General features: G+C 73.5%; 16 protein-coding genes. 7 read left to right on the forward strand and 9 right to left on the reverse strand.

Annotation, left to right across the window (positions count from 1 at the left end; genetic code table 11):
• Nucleotides 1-231 precede the first annotated feature (231 nt).
• Complete coding sequence (locus tag ACL03H_RS23065) at nucleotides 232-1,725, reverse strand: histidine kinase N-terminal domain-containing protein (protein ID WP_412813399.1); 1,494 nt, start codon at nucleotides 1,723-1,725, stop codon at nucleotides 232-234.
• Entirely contained in the window at nucleotides 1,709-1,852 is a 144-nt protein-coding gene (locus ACL03H_RS23070; RefSeq protein ID WP_412813400.1) for a hypothetical protein, read from the reverse strand. The genes ACL03H_RS23065 and ACL03H_RS23070 overlap by 17 nt, the downstream gene beginning before the upstream one ends.
• 176 nt (nucleotides 1,853-2,028) lie before the next feature.
• Here ACL03H_RS23070 and ACL03H_RS23075 point away from each other — a divergent pair, with 176 nt between their 5' ends.
• On the forward strand, nucleotides 2,029-2,106 hold the full coding sequence (locus tag ACL03H_RS23075) for a 50S ribosomal protein bL37 (RefSeq protein ID WP_373690061.1): 78 nt from the start codon (nucleotides 2,029-2,031) through the stop codon (nucleotides 2,104-2,106).
• Between the two features lie 73 nt (nucleotides 2,107-2,179).
• On the opposite strand, the gene rsrA is transcribed toward ACL03H_RS23075, so the two are convergent.
• Both rsrA and ACL03H_RS23085 read right to left on the reverse strand, forming a co-directional pair.
• Nucleotides 2,180-2,518, reverse strand: coding sequence for a mycothiol system anti-sigma-R factor (gene rsrA / locus ACL03H_RS23080; RefSeq protein WP_412813401.1), 339 nt, complete (start codon nucleotides 2,516-2,518; stop codon nucleotides 2,180-2,182).
• Entirely contained in the window at nucleotides 2,515-3,219 is a 705-nt protein-coding gene (locus ACL03H_RS23085; RefSeq protein WP_412813402.1) for a sigma-70 family RNA polymerase sigma factor, read from the reverse strand. Before ACL03H_RS23085 ends, rsrA begins: the two co-directional genes overlap by 4 nt.
• Nucleotides 3,220-3,392: 173 nt before the next feature.
• Here ACL03H_RS23085 and ybaK point away from each other — a divergent pair, with 173 nt between their 5' ends.
• A complete protein-coding gene (gene ybaK, locus ACL03H_RS23090) occupies nucleotides 3,393-3,869 on the forward strand; it encodes a Cys-tRNA(Pro) deacylase (protein ID WP_412813403.1) in 477 nt (158 codons plus the stop codon).
• A 14-nt stretch (nucleotides 3,870-3,883) separates the two neighbouring features.
• Here the strand turns inward: ybaK and ACL03H_RS23095 are convergent, their stop codons facing one another.
• The 3 genes from ACL03H_RS23095 to ACL03H_RS23105 are packed head-to-tail and all read right to left on the reverse strand — an operon-like array spanning nucleotide 3,884 to nucleotide 6,003.
• A complete protein-coding gene (locus tag ACL03H_RS23095; RefSeq protein ID WP_412813404.1) occupies nucleotides 3,884-4,507 on the reverse strand; it encodes an alpha/beta hydrolase family protein in 624 nt (207 codons plus the stop codon).
• On the reverse strand, nucleotides 4,504-5,232 hold the full coding sequence (locus tag ACL03H_RS23100; protein ID WP_412813405.1) for an SOS response-associated peptidase: 729 nt from the start codon (nucleotides 5,230-5,232) through the stop codon (nucleotides 4,504-4,506). The genes ACL03H_RS23095 and ACL03H_RS23100 overlap by 4 nt, the downstream gene beginning before the upstream one ends.
• Nucleotides 5,233-5,238: 6 nt before the next feature.
• Nucleotides 5,239-6,003 (reverse strand): SOS response-associated peptidase, encoded by a 765-nt coding sequence (locus ACL03H_RS23105; RefSeq protein ID WP_412813406.1) that lies wholly within the window; start codon nucleotides 6,001-6,003, stop codon nucleotides 5,239-5,241.
• 141 nt (nucleotides 6,004-6,144) lie between these two features.
• On the opposite strand from ACL03H_RS23105, the gene aroA reads away from it, so the two are divergent.
• From aroA to ACL03H_RS23125, 4 genes are all read left to right on the forward strand, one after another.
• A complete protein-coding gene (gene aroA / locus ACL03H_RS23110) occupies nucleotides 6,145-7,413 on the forward strand; it encodes a 3-phosphoshikimate 1-carboxyvinyltransferase (protein ID WP_412813407.1) in 1,269 nt (422 codons plus the stop codon).
• On the forward strand, nucleotides 7,413-8,414 hold the full coding sequence (gene rsgA, locus ACL03H_RS23115) for a ribosome small subunit-dependent GTPase A (protein WP_412813408.1): 1,002 nt from the start codon (nucleotides 7,413-7,415) through the stop codon (nucleotides 8,412-8,414). The genes aroA and rsgA overlap by 1 nt, the downstream gene beginning before the upstream one ends.
• 167 nt (nucleotides 8,415-8,581) lie before the next feature.
• Entirely contained in the window at nucleotides 8,582-9,430 is an 849-nt protein-coding gene (locus tag ACL03H_RS23120) for a hypothetical protein (RefSeq protein WP_412813409.1), read from the forward strand.
• An 85-nt stretch (nucleotides 9,431-9,515) separates the two neighbouring features.
• Nucleotides 9,516-10,352: a LolA-like protein gene (locus ACL03H_RS23125; RefSeq protein ID WP_412813410.1), complete on the forward strand. Its 837-nt coding sequence runs from the start codon at nucleotides 9,516-9,518 to the stop codon at nucleotides 10,350-10,352.
• A 42-nt stretch (nucleotides 10,353-10,394) separates the two neighbouring features.
• Here ACL03H_RS23125 and ACL03H_RS23130 read toward each other — a convergent pair whose 3' ends face one another.
• Both ACL03H_RS23130 and ACL03H_RS23135 read right to left on the reverse strand, forming a co-directional pair.
• Nucleotides 10,395-10,898, reverse strand: coding sequence for a DUF6912 family protein (locus ACL03H_RS23130; RefSeq protein WP_412813411.1), 504 nt, complete (start codon nucleotides 10,896-10,898; stop codon nucleotides 10,395-10,397).
• The gene (locus tag ACL03H_RS23135; protein WP_412813412.1) at nucleotides 10,895-12,301 is read right to left on the reverse strand and encodes a WS/DGAT/MGAT family O-acyltransferase; all 1,407 of its coding nucleotides are present in this window, start codon (nucleotides 12,299-12,301) and stop codon (nucleotides 10,895-10,897) included. The genes ACL03H_RS23130 and ACL03H_RS23135 overlap by 4 nt, the downstream gene beginning before the upstream one ends.
• 91 nt (nucleotides 12,302-12,392) lie before the next feature.
• Here ACL03H_RS23135 and ACL03H_RS23140 point away from each other — a divergent pair, with 91 nt between their 5' ends.
• Nucleotides 12,393-13,154, forward strand: a complete 762-nt coding sequence (locus ACL03H_RS23140; protein WP_412813413.1) for a TrmH family RNA methyltransferase — start codon at nucleotides 12,393-12,395, stop codon at nucleotides 13,152-13,154.
• Nucleotides 13,155-13,356 lie beyond the last annotated feature (202 nt).

Below are 13,356 nucleotides of genomic sequence, written 5' to 3' on the forward strand. Positions count from 1 at the left end.
CAGCGTAGTGGGTCGGCCGAAGGGCATCCGGCCGACCCCTCGCTCACCCCCCGGGCGACCCGACACGGCGGTCGTCGAACAACAGCACATCCCCGATGAGAAACAGGGGTCGACCAGCGTCGATCTCACCAGGCGGCCCACCCGAGGCGCGCCCGGTGAGTGGACCGACCCCCGAGGCGGGCACCCCGCAAGGCCCGCCGATCTGATCGACGCGCTTGCGGCGCCAGGGCTTCAGCGGCGGTACTTCAGCGGAACGCGCAACACGGCTTCCGTACCGCGCTGCCGGCCCCGACCGCGCAAGCTCAACGAACCCCGCAGCTCCGATTCGACGAGGGTTCGCACGATCTGCAGGCCGAGACGTTCGGCGCGCTCGAGGGAGAAACCCTTCGGCAGGCCTTGACCGTCATCCGAGATGACGACGTCGAGCCAGCGCGCCGAACGCTCCGCCTGCACCACCACCTCGCCGCCGGTCCCCTCCGGGAAGGCGTGCTCGAAGGCGTTCTGCACCAGCTCGGTCAGCACCATCACCAGCGGTGTCGCCAGTTCGGCGGACACGACCCCGAACCGGCCCTGCCTGCTGACCTTCACCCCGGTCTCGGCGACCGCGACGTCGCTCATCACCGGGATCACCCGGTCCACGACGTCGTCCAGGTCGACGCGCTCGTCCACCGACATCGACAGCGTTTCGTGCACCAGCGCGATCGACGTGACCCGGCGCACGGACTCGTCCAGCGCCAGCCTGGCCTCCGAATTCCCGGTGCGTCGCGACTGGAGGCGCAGCAGGGCCGCGACGGTCTGCAGGTTGTTCTTCACCCGGTGGTGGATCTCGCGGATCGTGGCGTCCTTCGACATCAGCGCCCGGTCCCGGCGCTTGACCTCGGTGACGTCGCGCACCAGCACCAGCGCGCCCGCGACCTGCCCGCGCGGTTGCAGCGGCAGCGCCCGGAACAGCACGGTCGCGCCGCGCGCCTCGGCCTCCATCCGCATGCTCGGCTCGCCGGAGACCGCGCGCCGCACCCGCTGCGCGACCTCGTCCGCGTCGAACGGATCCGACAGCAGCGACCGGGTCAACGGCGCCAGCTGCACCCCGACCAGGTCGGCGGCGTGTCCCATCCGGTGATAGGCCGACAGGGCGTTCGGACTGGCGAACACCACGGTCCCGGAGGCGTCGACCCGGATCAGGCCGTCGCCGACGCGCGGACTCGTGTGCACGTCCGGCGCCGGTTCCGGGGTCGGGAAGGTTCCATCGGCGATCATCTGGCAGAGGTCGGCCGCACTGCCCAGGTAGGAGATCTCCAGCGGGCTCGGCACCCGCGGCACCGCGAGGTTCGTGTCCCGGCTCAGCACCGCGACGATCTCCCCGTCCAGCTTCACCGGAATCGTCTCGCGCCGCACCGGCACGCCCAGGTGCCAGCGCGGGTCCTCCTCCCGGCAGATCCGCCCCTCCAGCGCGGCCCGGCGCAGCTGCGGGTGCTCCCCCGGGGTGACCTCGGTGGAGACCACGTCCTCGGGGTGCGCGGTCGGCGCCGTCGTCGGTCTGGCCTGCGCCACGCACAGGAAGCGGTCGTGCGGCTCGCCGTCCGGCCCGATCGGCACCCACAGCAGGAAGTCGGCGAACGACAGGTCCGACAGCAGCTGCCACTCCGCGACGACCAGTTGCAGGTGGTCGGCGGCGGCTCCGGACAGACCGGTGTGCTCGGCCAGCAGGTCACTCAGCGTCGACAAGGCGCTCCTTCGCTCGGGATCCGACGACCGCGACGAGGTCACCTTCCCGCACGACGTCGCCGACGCGCGCGGACACCGCGACGCCCGTGACGTCGGCCACCACCTCGGCGCGGATCTCCTCGGCCACGATCTCCGCTTCGCGACGGGCCCGGTGCGGGTCCGTCCACCAAGGAAACCACGGCCCGGGCCACCCCACGGCGGCAGGTGGCGCACGTGCGAAACTAGGCAGCCAGATCTCTGCGAGAGACCAGAATCCCCGCCCCCGGCCCGGCCGGAGCGGTGGGGCGACGTGAGGGAGGGGTCATGGGAAAGCGTTCCCGCAAGAAGAAGGACCGGCGCAAGAACAAGGCCAACCACGGCAAGCGCCCCAACGGCAGCTGACGTGACGGCGCCGCAGCGCGTGGAAGAGCCCCGGACCTGACATCGGTCCGGGGCTCTTTCGCGTTCGGCGGAGCTAGTCGGGCGAGGAAGTCCGCTTCTTGGCCCGCACCTCGACCGAGGTGCCCTCGGGCCCGCGCTCGATCGTCACGTCGGCCTGCCGCAGCACCGTCTCGCGAATCGAGCTGCGCAGCCGCTCCCTCAGGTCCGACGGTGCGTGCTCCCCACCGCACTTGCGGTGCAGCAGCTCCTTGAGGTGTTCCTCGAGCCCGTAGTGCTCCAGGCAGCTCCCGCACTCGTCCAGGTGCTCCTGCAGCGCCTCGCGTCGCGCCTTGTTGCACTCGTTGTCCAGGAACAGCCACACTTCGGCGAGCACGTCCTCGCAGGACGCCTCGTCATGTCCTCCACACGTCACGAGGTGCTCACCTCCTGCTTTTTCTCCCTGAGGAAACCGCGGTCGCGCGCCACGTCGGTCAGCATGTCGCGCAGCTGCCTGCGGCCGCGGTGCAGCCGCGACATCACCGTACCGATGGGGGTGCCCATGATCTCGGCGATCTCCTTGTAGGCGAACCCCTCCACATCGGCCAGGTAGACGACCATGCGGAACTCCTCGGCCAGCTGCTGCAGCGCGTTCTTCACGTCCGAGTCGGGCAGCCGGTCCAGGGCTTCGACCTCGGCGGAGCGCAGCCCGGTGGAGGTGTGGTTCTCCGCCTGCGCGAGCTGCCAGTCGGCGATCTCGTCCGTGGGCTGCTGCTGCGGCTGGCGCTGCCGCTTGCGGTAACCGTTGATGTAGGTGTTGGTGAGGATCCGGTACAGCCACGCCTTGAGGTTCGTGCCCTGCTTGAACGACTTGAACGCCGAGTAGGCCTTCAGGTACGTCTCCTGCACGAGGTCCTCGGCGTCGGGCGCGTTGCGGGTCATCCGCAGCGCCGCGCCGTAGAGCTGGTCCAGCAGTGGCATGGCGTCCCGCTCGAACCGGGCGACCCGCTGCTGCTCGGTCTCCTCGACCTGGTCCGTCACGGCGGCCACGCCTGCCGTGCCGGGTTGATCCGGGGTGTTGGCCACCGGGTTCCTTTCCCGCCGCCAGGAAGAGGAGGCTGCTGGCGACGAACCCATGCCGTCCTGCGCATGGACCCACTTGGAGGATACCCGGCCGAGGCCCCGCTCACCTGCGTTGGAGCGCTCAGGCAGGTCCCGCTGCCGTTCGAGTACGCATGTGTTCGTCAACTCCGTCACGGCCGGTCCAACGCGATCACGACCGCGCGTATTCCCCGTTCTAAGGTCGACGCATGGCAGGCAGAGGCACCCCGGCGACCGCGCTGCTGGCGCGGCGGCGCATCACCCACCAGGTGCACGCGTACGAGCACGACCCCCGCGCGGAGTCCTACGGCCTGGAGGCCGCCGAGGCCCTGGGCCGACCGGCGGAGCAGGTGTTCAAGACGCTGGTCGCCGACGTCGACGGGGCGCTCGCGGTGGGCGTCGTGCCGGTCACCGGGCAGCTCGACCTCAAGGCGCTCGCCGCGGCCCTCGGGGGCAAGAAGGCGAAGATGGCCGAGATGAGCGCCGCCGAGCGCGCGACCGGTTACGTGGCGGGCGGGATCTCCCCGCTGGGCCAGAAGAAGCGGCTGCCGGTGGTGCTGGACTCCTCGGCCGAGACGTTCGCCACCATCCTGTGCAGCGCCGGGCGGCGCGGGCTGGAGATCGAGCTCGCCCCCGGCGACCTGGTGCTGCTGCTGGACGCGCGGGTCGCCGCGATCGCCGCCTGACCCGGCCCGGGGAGTCAGTCCAGCGGCTGGTCGAGCAGGCGCAGGACCTTGGTCAGCCATTCCCCCGCGGCGCGGGCCACCGCGTCCGCGTCGGCCTTGAGCGCGTGGTCGCCCGGCACCAGCACGACCTCCCGCCGGTGCGCGGGCTCGGGCCGGCCGAAGGCGTCCCGCTCGCCCTGCACGACGAGCACCGGGGCGTCGACGGCGTCGAGCTCGGCGAGCCGGGACTTCTCCGGCTTGCCCGGCGGGTGCAGCGGGAACGCGAGGCACAGCACTCCGGCCGCGGCCCCCGCCTCGGCGGTGCGGCAGGCCACCCGCGCGCCGGAGGATCGGCCCCCGAACAGCAGCGGGAGATCGGGGAACCAGCGCTGGCCGAGATCGTCGGCCACGGCGAGCCACGCCGCGTCGAGCTGGCGCGCCGGGGCGGGGGCCCTGCGCCCCGCGACCCGGTAGGGCTGCTCGACGAGGGCGACGTGCGCACCGGCTTCGGTCGCGGCGCGGGTCGCGGCCACCAGGTCGGGTGCGGCGATCCCGCCGCCCGCGCCGTGGCCCAGCAGCAGCGCGGCCCGGCCCTCCTCCGCGCAGTGCAGCTCGGCCCGGGCCGGGCCGTGCGGGGTGTCGACCTCGACGCAGGTCATGAGTCGAACAGCGCCCCTTGCTCGGCGGGCTCGGGCAGCGGATCCACCGGGTCGAGCAGCCCGGGATGGTTGTTGCGCATGGTGTTCACCTCGGGGGACACGGTGCTGAGCACCAGTTCGTCCAGCACCGCCGGATCGGGGGCGAGCAGCTCGCCCGCGTCGGTGCGCGCCGGGTCCAGCCACGCCGACCACGCCTCGCGCGGCAGCACCAGCGGCATCCGGTGGTGCACGCCCGCGAGCTCCCCGACGGCCTCGATGGTGACGACCGCGCAGGTCACCAGGGGCGGCGCGGTGCTGCTGGGCGGCCACCAGGCGGAGAACACCGCGGCCATCGCGAGGCTGGCACCGTCGCGGCGCGCGCACAGGTGCGGCTGCCTGCGTCGGTCACCGGGCTTCCACTCGTACCAGCCGGTGGCGGGCATCAGGCAGCGCCGCCGGGCGGCGGACTCGGCGTAGGCGGGCTTGGTGGTGATCGTCTCCGCCCGGGCGTTGATCATCGGTGGACCGCTGGTGGTGTCCTTCGCCCAGGTGGGCACGAGTCCCCAGCGCACCGGTCGCACGCTGCGCTCGGTGCCGGTGGCGGTGGCGCGCTCGACGACGATCGGCACCGTCCTGGTGGGCGTGACGTTGTAGTCCGGCGCGAGCAGCCCCTCGGCGCGGTCCGCGGCGCCGAACTCGGCGGCCAGCGCCGCCGGATCGCGCCGCACCGCGTAGCGACCGCACATCAGCATTCACCCCGCGTTCCGAGCACGGTCCAACGCTACCGGCCCCTCCCCCGGGTCCTGCCGGGCGAGCAGCTCGGGGCCGTTGTTGCGCACGTCGTTCACCGCCGGTGACACCGGGCGCAGCTCCAGCCCGGCGAGGAGCTCCGGGGCGGGCCCGAGCAGCCCCTCGACCTCGTGGCGGTCCGGGTCGAGCCAGTCCGCCCAGCGCTCGGCGGGCAGCACCAGCGGCATCCGGTCGTGCACCTCGGTGAGCGCACCGACGGCGGCGGTGGTCAGGACCGAGCAGGTCACCAGCGGCGGGTCGTCGGCGGTGGCCCGCGGATCGCGCCAGACCTCCCAGATCCCGGCCATCGCGAGGCTGGCGCCGTCCGGGGAGGTCATGAAGTAGGGCTGCTTGCGGTCGCCGTCGCGCCGCCACTCGAACCAGCCGTCGGCGGGCAGCAGGCAGCGGCGGTACTTCGCGGCGGCGCGGAACGCGGGCTTGGCCGCCACCGTCTCCGCCTTCGCGTTGATCATCCGATTGCCGATCTTGGGGTCCTTAGCCCACTTCGGCACCAGTCCCCAGCGCATCAGCCGCAGGCCCCGCTCGGTGCGGTTCGGATCGGGTTCGCCCGCGGCGTCGCGGGGATGCCGCTGCACCACGACGGGCACCTGCCGGGTGGGGGCCACGTTGTAGTCGGGGCCGCCCGCCGCGCCGCCGGTGGTGTCGGCGGCGGCGAACTCCGCCGCCAGCGCCGCGGGGTCCTTCGTGGAGGCGTACCTGCCGCACATGCCCTGGTCACCTCCGCCGCTCCGGCCGGCCGGGACCTTCCCCGCACCGGGACACCATCGTGGCAGCACCCACCGACGACGTCGAACCACCGCGTCCGGCCCCGACCGGTTGAGCGGGGGCGAATGCGGGATCATGGGGGCATGACTCAGCTCTGGCCAGCACCGGTCGCGGCGGGCCCGATCCGCGCCACCGTTCCCGTCCCCGGCTCCAAGTCGATGACGAACCGGGCCCTGGTCCTCGCCGCGCTCGCCGACGGCCCGTCCGTGCTGCGTGCCCCGCTGCGCAGCCGCGACACCGAGCTGATGGCCGCCGCGCTGCGCTCGCTGGGCGCCGGGATCCGCGACGGCGAGCACGGCGAGTGGCTGGTGGAACCAGCCGCGCTGCGCGCCCCGGCGACCGTGGACTGCGGGCTGGCGGGCACCGTGATGCGGTTCGTGCCACCGGTCGCGGCGCTGGCCGAGGGCCCGGTCTCCTTCGACGGCGATCCGCAGGCGCGGAAGCGGCCGCTGGACACCGTCCTCGACGCCCTGCGCGACCTCGGCGCGGAGATCAGCGGGACCGCGCTGCCGTTCGAGCTGCGCGGCACCGGCGCGCTCGCGGGCGGGGTGGTCACCATCGACGCCTCCGCCTCCTCCCAGTTCGTCTCCGGGCTGCTGCTGTCGGCGGCGCGGTTCGAGCAGGGGGTGACCGTGGTGCACGACGGCCCGCCGGTGCCCTCCCTGCCGCACATCGACATGACCGTGGCGATGCTGCGCGCCGCCGGGGTGGAGGTCGACGACGAGCGGCCGAACACCTGGCGGGTGGCACCCGGCCCGATCCGCGCGCTGGACCTCGAGATCGAACCGGACCTGTCCAACGCCACCCCGTTCCTGGCGGCCGCGGCGGTCACCGCCGGCGAGGTCGTGGTGCCGGGCTGGCCGGCCGCGACGACGCAGGCGGGCGACGAGTTCCGCGGCATCCTCGCCGAGCTGGGCGCCCGGGTCGCGCTGGACGGCAACGGTCTCACCGCCACCGGGCCCGCCGAGCTCGCCGGGGTGGACGTCGACCTGCACGACGTCGGGGAGCTCGCGCCGACCGTGGCGGCGGTGGCCGCGCTGGCCGCCGGGCCCTCGCGGCTGCGCGGCATCGCGCACCTGCGCGGGCACGAGACGGACCGGCTCGCCGCGCTGGAAGCGGAGATCACCGGCCTCGGCGGTGATGTGGAGCAGACCGAGGACGGGCTGCTCATCCGCCCGCGCCCGCTGCACGGCGGCACCTGGCACTCCTACGCCGATCACCGGATGGCGACCGCGGGCGCCATCCTCGGGCTCCGCGTGCCGGGGATCGAGGTGGAGGACATCACCACGACCGGCAAGACGATTCCCGACTTCCCCGGCATGTGGTCGGCGATGCTGGGCCCGGTGGTCTGATGGGCCGCCGCGGCTGGCGCGACCTCGACGAGTCCGACGTGCGGGTGCGGCCCGGGCGCGGTACCCGGCCGCGCAGCAAGCTCCGCCCGGAGCACGCCGGCGCCGCCGCGGCGATGGTCGTCGCCGTCGATCGCGGCCGCTGGACCTGCGCCCTCGACGGCGACCCGGACCGCCTGGTCACCGCGATGCGCGCCCGCGAGCTCGGGCGCACCCCGGTCGTCGTGGGTGACTCGGTGGACCTGGTCGGGGACACCTCGGGCCGTCCGGACACGCTGGCCCGGATCGTGCGGGTCGCCGAGCGCAGCAGCGTGCTGCGCCGCACCGCCGACGACACCGATCCCTACGAGCGGATCGTGGTGGCGAACGCGCAGCGCCTGGTCATCGTGGCCTCGCTGGCCGATCCGCCGCCGCGCACCGGGCTCATCGACCGCTGCCTGGTCGCCGCCTACGCGGGCGGGCTGACCCCGGTGCTGTGCCTGACCAAGTCGGACCTGGCCGCGCCGGACGAGGTGCTGGAGACCTACTCGGCGCTGCCGCTGCCGATCGTGGTCACCCACATGCGCGAGCTGCACCAGGAGCTGCGGGAGCAGCTCACGGGCCGGGTGTGCGCGCTGGTGGGGCATTCCGGGGTGGGCAAGTCGACGCTGGTGAACGCGCTGGTGCCGCACGCGGAGCGGGCCACCGGCGAGGTCAGCGGCGTCGGCAAGGGCAGGCACACCTCGACCTCGGCGGTGGCGCTGGCGCTGCCCGGCGGTGGCTGGGTGGTGGACACGCCGGGCATCCGCTCCTTCGGCCTCGCGCACGTCACCGCCGACGACCTGATCAGGGCGTTCAGCGGTTTCGCGGAAGCGGCGGAGGAATGCCCGTCGAACTGCGGGCACCTGGGTGGTGGGGACGATCCCGAGTGCCACCTCGACGCCTACGTGGCCGAGAGCGGCGGCGAGGAGCAGCTGCGCTCGCTGCGCAGGCTGCTGCGTTCGAGGGCCGGCCGGGACGACTGACCGCCCGCCCGGGTGGTGCGCGTCGCGGACTCCACCCCGGCGAGCGGGCATCCGGGGCATCCGGGGCCTCGTCGGCGCGATCGGTGCCGGTGCGCACCGCACGCCGTTGCTAGCGTCGGCTCCGGACGCCCCACCTCGTTCCCCGAGCAGCCGACGAGGAGCCCGCCATGCCCCGAGTCCGCGCCCGCACCTCCCCGACCGCGATCGTTGCGGCGGCACTGCTCTGCCTGCTCGCCGCCTGCGCCCCCGCGCCCGGACCGCAGCCCTCCGCGCCCGCCGCCGCACCGGACCCGCGCCCCTCCGCCGAGCCGCTGCTCACCGATGTGCTGCGGCGCATCGACGAGCAGCGCAGCGTGCGCAGCAGCGTGCGCGGCGACCTCGGCTTCGTCGGGGAGCTCTCCGGGGAGGCGCAGGTCCGGTACGAACCGGGCCGCGCCGACGTGGCGTTGCGCGGCACCACCCGGCCGGCGGCGGCGCGGGCTCCGCAGCCGGTGGAGCTCGCCGTGATCGACGACGTCGGCTACCTCAAGTCCCCGCTGCTGCGCCCGGAGCCCGGCAGGCCGTGGCTGCGGCTGGCCACCGACGGCACCGACTTCGCGGCGCGGCTGCTGGCACCCGCCCTCGGCCAGGTGCGGGACGCGGCCGATCCGCGCGCCACGTTCACCGGCGTCGAAAGCGCGACGAAGATCGATTCGGTGGTGCCGGACGAGGTGGACGGTGTGCCCGCGACCCGCTACGGCCTGCGCGTGCTCACCGGCCCGGCGGCCGAGACGTCCGGCGAACCGCAGCGGTCCCGGATGCGGCGAGCCGCCGACGCCGGGCAGGCCGAGCTCGGCTACGACCTGTGGCTCGACGAGCGCGGGCTGCCGCTGAGGTTCGCCGCCACCCAGCAGGTCGCTCAGGCCGGGCAGGTGTCGCTCACGTCGACCTACCGGGACTGGGGAGCCCCCGTCGAGATCGAGGCCCCGTCGGCCGAGGAGGTCGGCAGGCTCCCCAGCGGCCGGCCACCGCGCTGAGCCGGGTTTCCCGAATGCCCCACATCGGGGTGAACCGCGCTGCTAGCTTCCTCTGACCGACACTGATCCAGGGGAAGGAAGTTCCGTGCGCCGCACGAGCATCGCAGTGTGCACCGTCGCGTTGACCGCGACCTTGGGGGGCTGTGCGCTGGGCCAGTCACCGGGCGGTTCCGCCGAGTCGGGTTCCGGTGATTCCGCCAGCCAGGGCGGCGTCTTCGGCGACCTCGACGGGCTGGTCTCCGCCGCCTCCTCCGCGATGGAGGAGAACAAGTCCTACAAGCTGAGCATGACGGCCACGCTCGGCGAGGCGGGCGGGATGCAGTCCGACTGCCAGGTCGACGCCGCCCGGGAAGCGATGAGCTGCACCGGGAGCACCGGCGAGACGATCATGATCGACGGGGACACCTACCTCAACAGCCCGCAGCTGAACTCGCTCGGCGGTGAGCCGGGCAAGCCGTGGGCGCGAATCGCGGAGGACAGCCCGGCCTCGTCCGTCAACGGTGCTCAGACCGCGGCCCTGTCCGAAGCGGGCGACTTCCGCAAGCTGCTGCCGGAGGGTTCCCGGTTCACCCCGGGCGGCACCGAGACCGTCAACGGCGAGGAGACCACCCGCTACGACGTCGTCACCGACGTCAACAAGGTCATCGCCACCGCGGAGGAGGGCATCGTCAAGCAGAGCTACGAGATGCTGCTGCGGGGCGGCATCACCGAGCTCACCCAGACCGTGTGGGTCGACGAGGAGGGGCGGCCGGTGAAGGTCGAGCAGATCACGCCCCCGATGACCATCTCGGGCCAGCGGATCGGCGAGTCCACCACCACGCTCTCCTACTCCGGGTGGGGCGAGCCGGTCTCGGTGGCCGCGCCCGACCCCTCGCAGGTGCGCGAGTTCACCATGCCGGGGCTGCCGCAGCCTCCCGGCTGATCCGGGGTCGGCCGGGGCGCGCGGTGCGCCCCGGCCGTCCGGTCACATCAGTTCCAGCAGGAACGGGACCTCCTGCGGTGCGTACCAGGACAGCTCGTGGTCCTCGGCCTCGCCCTGCACGAACTCCGCGTCCGGATCGCCGAGATCAGCCGAGTCGATCACCTCGGCGGCCGCGCGGACCGCGTCCTCCGCGTCCGGCGAGTCCATGTGCACCGCCGCGACCTTCTTCCACGGCACCGGCCCGGACAGCCGCACCACCGCGTGGTCCAGGTCCGGGCGCAGCGTCGGTTCCGCGACGTCGGCGGAGATGACCACGCGGCGCAGGTCCGCCTTCTCGTCCTCCGCTCGCTCGCTCGCGATGAGCCGCAGCGAGGCGCGGGCCGCCTCCCGCATCGCGGCGTACTCCAGCTCCTCGGTGTCCCCCGCGGCGTAGGACTCCCGCAGCGCGGGGGTCAGCGCGAAACCGGTGCCGCTGAGCGGCTGCAGCTGCTCGTCCTCCACCAGGCCGCGCAACATGCGCACCGTGGCGGGCAGGTAAACCCTCATCCGTCGACCGTCCCGATCATCTCTTCCACCGACTCCCCGATCATGGCCGCGAGCACGTCCACGTCGGCCATGGCATCCCGGTCCCCGTTCAGGCCGAAGTGCACCCCTCCGTCGTAGGAGGTCACCCCGATCGCCAGCGACTGGTTCTTCGCCAGCGGCACCACCGGGAACATCTCCGTCATCTTCGCGCCCGCCGCGTGCAGCGGGACCTGCGGGCCGGGCACGTTGGTCACCAGCACGTTGAACAGCCGGTCCGAGAACTCGTTCGCGACCCGCGCCCCCAGCGCGTGCAGCGTCGGAGGTGCGAAGCCCGACAGTCCCACGAGCGCCTCCGCCGCGACGGACTGGCCCGACTCGGCGTGCGCCCGCAGGGCGTGGCTGATGTGCTGCAGCCGCAGCACCGGGCTCGGCTCCCCGACCGGCAGGTCGACCAGGTAGCCCGCGACCCGGTTGCCCGCGGGCGCGGTGACCTCGTCGGCGTCCGCCCCGCGCACCGAGACCGGCACCATCGCGCGCAGCGTCGTCGAACCGGACACCACCTCACCGCGGGAGAGCAGCCAGCTCCGCAGCGCGCCCGCCAGCACGGCCAGCACCACGTCGTTCACGGTGCCGCCGTGGGCTTGCCTGATCGACCGGAAGTCGTCGAGGCGGGCCCTCGCCACCGCGAAGCGGCGCTGGGTGGACGTCGGCGCGTTCAGCGGCCCGCCCGGGGCGGGGACCGCTGCCGCCCGCAGCGCCGAGGCCAGGCCGCCGAGGGCGCCGGTCAGCTTCCGCACGGTCGCCGTCGCGTCGGCCACCGCGGAGCGGACGTTCTCCACCACCTCACCCGGACGGGCCACGGCTTCCGTCACGGCCTCCAGCACGAGCTGCCCGGGGCTCGGTTCCGGACGCGGCATCCAGAGGTCCTCCGCCTCCAGATCCGCCGCGTCCACCGCCTCGTCGAAGATCACCTGACCGATGTCGATGGCGCCCCCGCCGTCGATCATCGCCTGGTGCGTCTTCGTGATCACCGCGACCCGGCCGCGGGACAACCCCTCCACGAGGTACAGCTCCCACAGCGGCCGGTTCGGGTCGAGCTTGCGCGACATCAGCCGGGCCACCAGGTCGTGCAGCTGCTCGTCGTTGCCCGGTTTCGGCAGCGCCGAGCGGCGCACGTGGTAGGTGATGTCGAAGTCCTGGTCGTCCACCCACACCGGCCGCGCCAGCTTCCCCGGGAGCTGGCGAACCTTCTGCCGGTAGCGCGGTACCAGCGCGAGCTTCCGGTCGATCATCGCGAGCACCGTGTCGTACTCGAAGCCGGCGCGGGATTTGCGGAACACCGCCACCCCACCCACGTGCATCGGCGTCGTGTGGTCCTCGAGGTACAGGAACGAGGCGTCGAGTGCGGAGAGGCGATCGGGCATGTCCGCGATACTGGCACACCGGCCGGGTCGCCCGGTCCCGCTGCGCCCGGGCGGTCCCCGGAGGACTCGCGGCGCGTGTGACACTGAACCCGTGACCAGCACTACCTCTCCCAAAGACCGGTTCGTCACCGTCTACGGCCGGAAACCGGTCCTGGAGGCGCTGTCCGACCTGGACTTGCGCGTGGACAAAGTGATCATCGCGGAAGGGCTCGGCGGCCCGGCGATCAACGAGATCAAGGAGGCCGCCGCCGACCGGGCCGTGAAGGTGCAGCGGGCCAGCGCGCACCGGGTGAAGGTCCTCGCCGGGAACGGGCGGCACGATCAGGGCGTGCTCGCCGACGTCGTCGCGCGCAAGATGCGGCCGCTCGTGGACGCCCTCGACGATCCGGCCACCGCGCCCCGGCAGGTGCTGCTGCTGGACGGGCTGACCACGCCCGCGAACGTCGGGATGATCCTGCGGACCGCGACGGCCGCCGGGATCGACGGCATCGTGGTGCCGCACCGCGGCGTCGCCGGCCTCGACCCGCTCGTGATCAAGGCCTCCGCCGGAGTCGCCTTCCACGCTCCCGTGCTGCGGGCCGCGACCGCCTCGGACGCGGCCGAGATGCTCACCGACGCCGGCTACCCGTTGTACGCGCTGGAGGCCTCCGGGCCGGAGACCCTGTTCGAGGCCGAGTTCGGCCCGCGCGCCGCTTTCGTGCTCGGCAGCGAGACCGCCGGGCTCTCCGAGGAGGTGGACGCGCGCATCGCGCAGCGCCTCAGCATCCCGATGCGCGGCGGGGTCGAATCGCTCAACGTCGCCAGCGCCGCCGCCGTGCTCTGCTTCGAGCTGCTCCGCCGTCGTGGTGGGTGAGGTTGGTGGTGGGGGCCCCGTCCGGCCCGGTGTGCTCACCGGGCCGGGCCGGGACCCGCTTCGGGATCCGGTTCACCCGGGGACCGGGTTTGGTTCCGCGGTCGAGCCCGGTGCGTCGGCCGGCGCATGAGGTCTGATCCAGGCCCCTGGGGGATGTGTGGTCAACGGGGCCCGGTGGCCCGGTTGGCCCAAGAGGAGGGGA

The organism is Saccharopolyspora antibiotica, assembly GCF_047200635.1.
Lineage (GTDB): Bacteria > Actinomycetota > Actinomycetes > Mycobacteriales > Pseudonocardiaceae > Saccharopolyspora_C.

What these genes read in the sequence shown, in the direction of transcription:
- ACL03H_RS23075 (WP_373690061.1), top strand. Translation starts at nt 2,029, where the DNA reads ATGGGAAAGCGTTCCCGCAAGAAGAAGGACCGGCGCAAGAACAAGGCC.
- ACL03H_RS23085 (WP_412813402.1), bottom strand. Translation starts at nt 3,219, where the DNA reads ATGGGTTCGTCGCCAGCAGCCTCCTCTTCCTGGCGGCGGGAAAGGAAC.
- ybaK (WP_412813403.1), top strand. Translation starts at nt 3,393, where the DNA reads ATGGCAGGCAGAGGCACCCCGGCGACCGCGCTGCTGGCGCGGCGGCGC.
- ACL03H_RS23095 (WP_412813404.1), bottom strand. Translation starts at nt 4,507, where the DNA reads ATGACCTGCGTCGAGGTCGACACCCCGCACGGCCCGGCCCGGGCCGAG.
- ACL03H_RS23100 (WP_412813405.1), bottom strand. Translation starts at nt 5,232, where the DNA reads ATGTGCGGTCGCTACGCGGTGCGGCGCGATCCGGCGGCGCTGGCCGCC.
- ACL03H_RS23105 (WP_412813406.1), bottom strand. Translation starts at nt 6,003, where the DNA reads ATGTGCGGCAGGTACGCCTCCACGAAGGACCCCGCGGCGCTGGCGGCG.
- aroA (WP_412813407.1), top strand. Translation starts at nt 6,145, where the DNA reads ATGACTCAGCTCTGGCCAGCACCGGTCGCGGCGGGCCCGATCCGCGCC.
- rsgA (WP_412813408.1), top strand. Translation starts at nt 7,413, where the DNA reads ATGGGCCGCCGCGGCTGGCGCGACCTCGACGAGTCCGACGTGCGGGTG.
- ACL03H_RS23120 (WP_412813409.1), top strand. Translation starts at nt 8,582, where the DNA reads ATGCCCCGAGTCCGCGCCCGCACCTCCCCGACCGCGATCGTTGCGGCG.
- ACL03H_RS23130 (WP_412813411.1), bottom strand. Translation starts at nt 10,898, where the DNA reads ATGAGGGTTTACCTGCCCGCCACGGTGCGCATGTTGCGCGGCCTGGTG.
- ACL03H_RS23135 (WP_412813412.1), bottom strand. Translation starts at nt 12,301, where the DNA reads ATGCCCGATCGCCTCTCCGCACTCGACGCCTCGTTCCTGTACCTCGAG.